We start from the raw sequence: 7,369 nt of genomic DNA, 5'->3' as shown, positions 1-7,369 counted from the left end.
CACTTCGCCTGCGGGAACCCGCACTGGCCGCCGTAATAGCCGGCGCAGTCGAACGAGGTGCCGACCTTCGTCGAGGTGAACTCGTCGACATAGGTGCCGGTGAACGCCGCCGACAACGAACCCGCCTCCGCGAAGCGATAGGTGTAGTTGGCGTTGATATCCAGACCGCGGGTCTTCAGGTCGCCGCTGTTCAGGTTAGTGTCGCGGACGAACCCGCCCGGGGTCTGCCACAGCGAGAAGTTGGCATCGCGGTTGATGAGACCGCACAGCGACGCATCGCCGGTCGCCGCGCACTGCGCGAGGATCGTGTCCGCACCGATGACCGAGATGATGTCCTTCACCTTGATGCTGAACGCATCGACCGTCAGGTTGAAGCCCGGCAGGAACGACGGGGTCAGGATGACGCCGGCGGTGAACGTGTCAGCCGTTTCCGGACGCAGGTTCAGGTTGCCGCCCAGCAGGCCGTTATACTGCGCCGAGGGATTTTCCTGTACCAGACCGTAACGGGTGGTCGGCACGCCCAGGTTGACGCACTGCGCCGCCGTGGCGGTCGGCGTGGCACCGGCGCACGGATCGGTCGAGCCATCGATCTGCACCGACTGCGACTGGAACAGTTCCTGGATGTTCGGCGCACGGACGGCGCGGTTGTAGCTGCCGCGGAACGCAATGTCGCGCACCGGCGACCAGCTGACCGCACCCTTGTAGGAGCTGACGCCGCCCGACAGGTTGTAGTCGGAGTAGCGATAGCCGCCCTCGACAGTCAGTTCGTGGAAGAACGGACGATCGGCGACCAACGGCACCTGGATTTCGGCGAAGACCTCCTTGACGTCGTAGCTGCCCGCGACCGGCAGGGTCGGGCCGCCCTGACCCGCCAGGTCGCCGGTGGCGAACGACGTGTCGACGTTCAGCTCGAGCTGCTCCTTGCGATACTCGCCACCGACTGCGATGCCGATGCCGTCATTCGCCCACGGGCTCTGGATGCCATACTCACCGCCGCGGAAGTTGACCGAGCCGCTGACCACGGTTTCCTTGGTCTGGCCCTGCTGGAATCCGGCGACCTGCACGTAGTTCAGCGCCGCCGAGGTGATCGGTGCGGTGCCGAAGATGTTGAGCGGGACGCAGTTCGGGTCGCTGCCGTCGACGACCGAGCGGCACACGATCTGGCCCGCCGAGTTGGTGACGGCGTCCAGCGCCTTCTGCGTACGGCTGATCGAGAATTCGTTGCGATAGATCAGGTTGTACTTAGTCGTGCCGTACTGGCCGAACAGGTCGTAGCTGAGGCCCTTGCCGATATCGCCACGCGCGCCCGCGACGAAGCGGTAGGAGGTGTGCGTGATGTCGGCCTGACGACCGCCGCCCTCGACGTTGCGACGACCGATCAGCACGTTGGCGATCGGGCTGGTGCTGCCGTTCGGGTTCAGCGTGGTGTCGCCGGTCAGGTTCGAGGCGCGGCAGAAGGTCGCGACCTGCGCCGCCGAAAGATACGGGTTGCCGCAGTTCAGCGTGCCGGTGTTGTTGAAGTCACCCGACGGTGCGATCTGCGCGACCGAACGATCGTCCATGAACATGAACTCGGCATACGGCTTGAACGCATCGCTGACGTCGTAATGTGCCAGGAAGCCCGCGGTGTAGCGGGTGTCCGGCCGCTGGAAGTAGTTCAGCGGGTTGGCGTTATAGAGCGTCGTGCCGGGAACGAGCGCACCGGCGCCGTTCAGTGTGTACGAGGTCGGCGGGCCGCCCTGCACGCCGTCGGTCAGCGTGAAGTTCGCCGGGAACGCGGTGGCCGAACCGCCGCAGCGATATTCGGAGCCGGTCGAGGTCGCCAGGCCGCACGCCGAATAGTCGCGGCTGCCCTGGTCGACTGCGGCGATGTTGCGGTAGCCGAAATAGCCAACGATGTGGCCGCGGCCGTCGTCGGTGCCCGCGCCGACCTTCATGCTGACGTCGAAGTTGCGGCCATCGGTGGTCAGGCCGCCGGGTGCCGAATAGCCCGAACCGCGCACGAGGTTCTGCAGGCGGGTGTTGTTGTTGTCGTGGTTGAAGACGCCGTAATTGGCGTCGACGCTGATCCCGGTGAAGTCGGTGTCGAGCACGAAGTTCACCACGCCGCCGACCGCGTCCGAACCATTGACCGACGCCGCGCCGCCGGTCAGCACGTCGACCCGCTTGACCATGATGCCGGGCAGGACGTTGATGTCGGCGGCCGAGCTCTTCGACACCGGGTCGCCCGGCATCAGGCGACGGCCGTTGACCAGCGTCAGCGTGCGCTGGTCACCCAGGTTGCGCAGGTTGAGCGTCGCGGTACCGGTCGAGCCGTTCGACACCGACGAGCTCTGCGTCGCGAACGCCTGCGGCAGGTTGTTCAGCACGTCTTCGAGACGGGTCGCGCCCTGCAGCTTGATGTCCGCCGCGTTCACGACCGTCACGGGGCTGGCCGATACCAGGTTTGGCGAGGCGATGCGCGAGCCGGTGACGACGATGTCACCACCGCCCGGGCCGGCTTCGCCCGGTGCGGCCGCGTCCTGGCCCTGGACGGCGGGCTTGGGGCCGGCGTCGGCCGGGGTCTGTGCCTCGGCGGGGGCGGTCTGCGCAAAGGCAGGCGCGCCGGCCACTGCCATCGCGAGCACCGCGGAGGCGAGCAACTTCGTGCGAAGTGTCTTCATGGGGTCGGTCCCTTTTTATCCCAAGGATCGGGTATGGTTCGATCTCGAAGGCCGGTGTCGTGTGCGTACGATCACCGGGCTTGATGCCCGCGTCATGATCCCCCGGATTTGCGTAAACAATCCTTTCCCTTTATCCGGACGTACATTGACGTGGCGGTGTGACGCTTTCGCCACACACCGGTCTTCATCTCGCGGTTCGGAAACGATTGAATTGTGAAGAATGATGTAAAGATGAAAAGTTCCATCGGGCTGGCTGTGGGTATGATTCTTTTGAGTTGCGGCCCTGTTGTTGCGCAAACGCCACAGGCGAACCTGCATGATCTGTACGCCTGTCGCACCGTGCTCGACGTGGCCGCACGGCTCGATTGCTACGAGCAGGAGACGGCGCTTTTGGAAGATGCGGAACGCCGTGCCGAGATAGCGGTGGTCGATCGGCGCGCCGAGCAGCAGCGCCGCCGTGCTGCCTTCGGTGCGAAGGCGTCGGAAGACGTGGGGGCAACATCGATGCTTTCGGAGATCAAGAGCACCCTGGTATCGGCGATGCCCGATAGCGCCGGGCTGTTCGTTTTCGTGCTGGCCGATGGTGCGCGCTGGATGCAGGTCGACGACGCGCCGATCCCCGGTCGGTTGCGGTCCGGCAGCGCGGTGATCGTGAAGCGGACGATGCTGGGCGGCTACAAGATGACGATCGATACCCGCCCAGCGATCAAGGTTCGCCGGATGTAGGCGCCACCTTGCAATCGGCGCTGCGGTTTCAAGCCGAAGTGCGACACCGCCTCGTGGCAGCGGGGGCAGCGTGGAGCCCCCCAAGCAGCGCAGCGCTGCCCCCGCTGATGTACTGTCCTACCGCTTCTGGCGCCCTCGGACCCGCTGCGCCGGCAGCGGGCTCGGTCGCGCTGGATAGATGTCTCAAGGTGTGGAAAGTGGAACGGTTGTTCCCGAGGAGGGAGCGAGAAGAAGCGGTTTGCAGAGGAGCATAGTCTTCAAGGGTAAGACTGTAGCACGCGTACATTGTCCATGTGTTTTAAGCAGGCGTAACAAATGGCTCGTAGAGCTCCGGCCAGTCGTAAATGCATGTCCAGAATCGATTGGCTGCAAAACCTCGAGTTCGCAGTGACAGGCTTTTTACGACAGCAACAATCTTATTGTTACCTTGCCTCCGAATTATAAAGTCATTCTGGTAAATGGTATTGAATTTCTGATTATAGGATCCAGTTTCTGCCTCTTGTGAGAGCAATATAAAACCCTTCGTCCCAAAAATTCTTAGCCTCTCTCTATTTTTCTCGAACACAGATGCGTTTTGCAACATATATTCGCGCCACAAAGATTTATCGTAGACCACCACAGCGGCCGTACGCTCACATTGAGGGCGAAAATCCTCCTTCGCCCTTACGCAGCTAGACGATACCGCGAAGAGCAGCATGATCGTGCCGAGACGGCAGGCGCAGTTAGGTTTCATTGTCTCTTTTTTAGGCGCTGATTGGATGGAAGAGCTAGCGGTTTTCGGTTGCGCGGCATGCGTGCTTGGAAGACCGAGTTTGGACACTTCCAGACACGCTGGGCCTTCAGAGGTCTGCTTCAAGCGCGAGGTCGATCTGCTCGGCCAGGACCTCGCCCGGCGTTCGATAGGCAAGGCACTTGCGTGGCGTTCGATTGAGGCGATCAACCAGCTGCTCGAGCTCGGCTCGCGGTACCTGTGCGATGTCCGTATCAGAGGGCAGAAAGCGTCGTATTCTGCCGTTACTGTTTTCCACGCTGCCCTTCTGCCATGGCGCTGACGGCTGACAGAAGTACGCGGTCATGCCCAGGCTCTCCTGCAGGCGCCCGTACGCGGCGAACTCCGTGCCCCGGTCGAGCGTGATGGTGCGACGTAGGGAAGGGGGGAGGGTGCCGAGATAGCGCTCAATGCCTTCCATGATGCCGGCCGAGTGACGGCTGCTGTTGGGCGTAAGCACGGTGAAGCGGCTTCGACGCTCAACCAGCGAAGTGAGGTTGGCCTTACCATGATGCAGCTTGAATGCGATGAGGTCGCCTTCCCAATGGCCAAAGTCGGCCCTCTCAGCGATGTCTGGCGGTCGGGCCGCGATGGTGTGGGCGGGCGGGATGTTCAGGCCGTGTGGCTTTCGAGCATAGCGACGTCGGCGTTTCCGCCTGCCGGTGGGCAGCAGGCGCGCCAGCTTGGCCGCATGACCGTCGGGCCCATACACGAACTGGTAGATCGTCTCATGGCTCACCCGCAGCGGGCCTGCGGTACGGTGCCGAAGGTAGCCGGCGATCTGCTCCGGCGACCAGGCGGCTCCCAGCCGGTCGACGATGTAGCTGGCGAGCTCGGGATATCGGCTGATTTTCGCGCCCCTAAGCCGTCGCCCCGCCGCCATCGATTGAGCAGTCAGCGGAAAGTACCCGCGGAACATCGGCTCCTCGTCGAACCGATGATTGCGCTTCAGCTCGCGGTAGATCGTCGACGAGTGGCGCCCCAACTCGACCGCGGCTTGGCGCGGACTTTTGCCGGCGTTGATGAGCTGATACAGCTTGCGGCGTTCGTCGAGATCCAGATGCGTGTAGCGGCCCATGCGCAACCCTCAGCCGGGTGGAACCCGTGCTTGAGCTAGGTTTTCGCACTTCAATTTAGAATGCACCCACCTACACGACGCCAATCCGATAGTATATATTATGTAAATTATAGCCACGCACTGCACAGTAGCGACTAGATATCCATGCCGTAGTCGAGTTCAATCGCACGTTCCGGATAGTGACGCGCTGGTTCGAACCGGTGTTGATGCGGCTCAATCGTCTTACTTGCCGCTTGCTTGCTGGTCGCCGAGGCAAGCGCGTCCGGCAGCTCCGGCTGAGGCTGGTGCAGGTCATGCACGATCTCTGTCAGCGCCGCGCTCATGGCGCCAAGCAACGCGGCATCGCGGTTCTCCGCGTGCTCTCGACGCATCAGGTCGGCTGCTGCAGCGTCGGTCGACGGGCCACTTGAAGAATTGGGTTCCAGCGCCAGATCGGATGCATGCGGCACATCACCGCGATGTGCCTCAATCGCCTCGATGAGCGCCATCCGATCATCGGTATGCAGCAACAGCTCCTCTCGGGCGCGTGTCTGGAGAACATAGTAGAGGCTCTGGCTGTTGAGCAGGCGGTCATTGCTGTCCATGACCGTGATCGCCCGGTCGACGGTGATGCCCTGGGCACGGTGCATGTTGAGCACGGCGCCATGCGCCAGCCGCTGCCGCAGCGGGTCGTCGGCGCCGATCACGTAATCTCGCGTTTGGCCGGACAGATGCAACGTATTGCCCTCGACACGTTCGAGGGTGACCGTCGTGCCGTTGACGATCCTGCGAGCCTTGTCGGTTGCTGCGAAGATCAGCCGATCACCCTGGCGCACCTCGATCTCGCTGGCGGCGGACAGTGCCGCACCCTCGCCGGCATGATGCAACCGGGCAGGCGCAAACTCGCAAGTGGCCCCGTCACGGGAAAGCGAGACGAGGCCACGCGCCGTGTCGACCGCTGTGATGGCATAAGAGCCAGGTACAAGACCTGACTGGTGGCGATAAATGTCGAGCTGCAGGCCCGGCGTCCAATGCCGGACCTGGCGCAGCTCCTCGCGAGTGAGGTTCAGATTGTCCCAGACCTTCAACATATGCGCCTCAGCGCCCAAGGCGCCTTCCTCGAGCAGTCTGCCACGAACATCGTCCAGAACCGCTTTGCGCAACACATGGCCGGAGGTCAGAAGCGCCGTACGCGCGCGCTCGTCGGGCGACAGGGACACAAAGTCGGCGACCGCGGCTGCAACCGGATCGGGGCTCTCGTTTACGCGGTCACCCAGACGAGCAAAGGCATCACCTACCCTGCCCTCGCGCGCCAGCGTTGCCGCCTCGCGCAACGTGTCGGTCTTCTGACGGCGGTTCTCCGACAAGCGCACCGTTGGCGTACCGGTTTCCTGCAGGAGCGCAAATGGCCGCCCGGCACCAGGCGACGAGATCTGCTTGAGATCGCCAACCGCTACCAGCCGTGCAGCGCCTCCGGTCGCCACTATGCCGGCAAGCGCTGCGAACTGCCGCGACGACACCATGGAGGCTTCCTCCAGCACGACGAGCTTGCCCTCGACCAGCGCAGACAGCGCCGCCCCGGCCCGTGGGCGAGCACCACGATCACCATGCGCCTGCAGTACCGAGGCCAGCGAGCGCATCTCGAACCCGCGCCCACCCATCTCCTCCATCAGCTTGTTCTGTGGCACCAGCACCAGCATGCCGACACCAGCCTCCGCGCACACCGCCGCGACGATCTCGAAGAGGAACGACTTGCCGCTGCCGGCATCGCCCTGGACGAGCTGGATGCGGTTTTCTCCCGCCAACATCGCAAGCCCTGCCTGGCGCTGCTCATCAGCCAGCGTCACGCCCCGCGCCTCTGCCGCTCGCGCCAATGCTGCCTCGGCAGCCGCAGCATCGAGGATCGGCGCACCCGTCCCGATCCCATCACCGACCGCCTTCAGTATCTCCTTCTCGGTTGCCAGCATGTCACGCGTGGTCAGCCGGTCGGCATGGATGCTGCCGCGCAGGCCCGCGATCAGGATGCCGGAGTGCTGCAGCACAGCGATGCGCGCTTCGATCCCGCGGACGGTTGCGCCCTTGTCGGCCAAGCCGAGGCTGGCAGCCATCAAATCGCCGTGACGAAAGCTTGCGGCGCGCTCGGCAAGGTGTCGT

The 7,369-nt window shown here is 63.5% G+C and carries 4 protein-coding genes; 1 reads left to right on the top strand and 3 read right to left on the bottom strand.

Translation table 11 applies throughout. The features are described 5' to 3' along the window. Positions 1-2,663, bottom strand: a 2,663-nt coding sequence (locus QZ500_RS17715; protein WP_295857110.1) for a TonB-dependent receptor, incomplete at its 3' end; no start/stop codon positions are given. A 231-nt stretch (positions 2,664-2,894) separates the two neighbouring features. Between QZ500_RS17715 and QZ500_RS17710 the strand changes: the two genes are divergently transcribed. Continuing rightward, complete coding sequence (locus QZ500_RS17710) at positions 2,895-3,389, top strand: hypothetical protein (protein WP_295857108.1); 495 nt, start codon at positions 2,895-2,897, stop codon at positions 3,387-3,389. Between the two features lie 839 nt (positions 3,390-4,228). Here QZ500_RS17710 and QZ500_RS17705 read toward each other — a convergent pair. After that, on the bottom strand, positions 4,229-5,236 hold the full coding sequence (locus QZ500_RS17705) for an IS30 family transposase (protein WP_295857106.1): 1,008 nt from the start codon (positions 5,234-5,236) through the stop codon (positions 4,229-4,231). 134 nt (positions 5,237-5,370) lie between these two features. Beyond that, positions 5,371-7,369, bottom strand: a 1,999-nt coding sequence (locus tag QZ500_RS17700) for an AAA family ATPase (RefSeq protein ID WP_295857104.1), incomplete at its 5' end; no start/stop codon positions are given.

The sequence above is a fragment of the uncultured Xylophilus sp. genome, from assembly GCA_913776965.1.
In the GTDB taxonomy this organism is placed as follows: domain Bacteria; phylum Pseudomonadota; class Gammaproteobacteria; order Burkholderiales; family Burkholderiaceae_C; genus Xylophilus.
Note: the sequence above shows the minus strand (reverse complement) of the source record. Positions and strands in the feature narration are given on the sequence as shown.

Excerpts from the sequence above, each read along its gene's own strand:
- QZ500_RS17710 (WP_295857108.1), top strand. The coding sequence starts at position 2,895 with ATGAAAAGTTCCATCGGGCTGGCTGTGGGTATGATTCTTTTGAGTTGC.
- QZ500_RS17705 (WP_295857106.1), bottom strand. The coding sequence starts at position 5,236 with ATGGGCCGCTACACGCATCTGGATCTCGACGAACGCCGCAAGCTGTAT.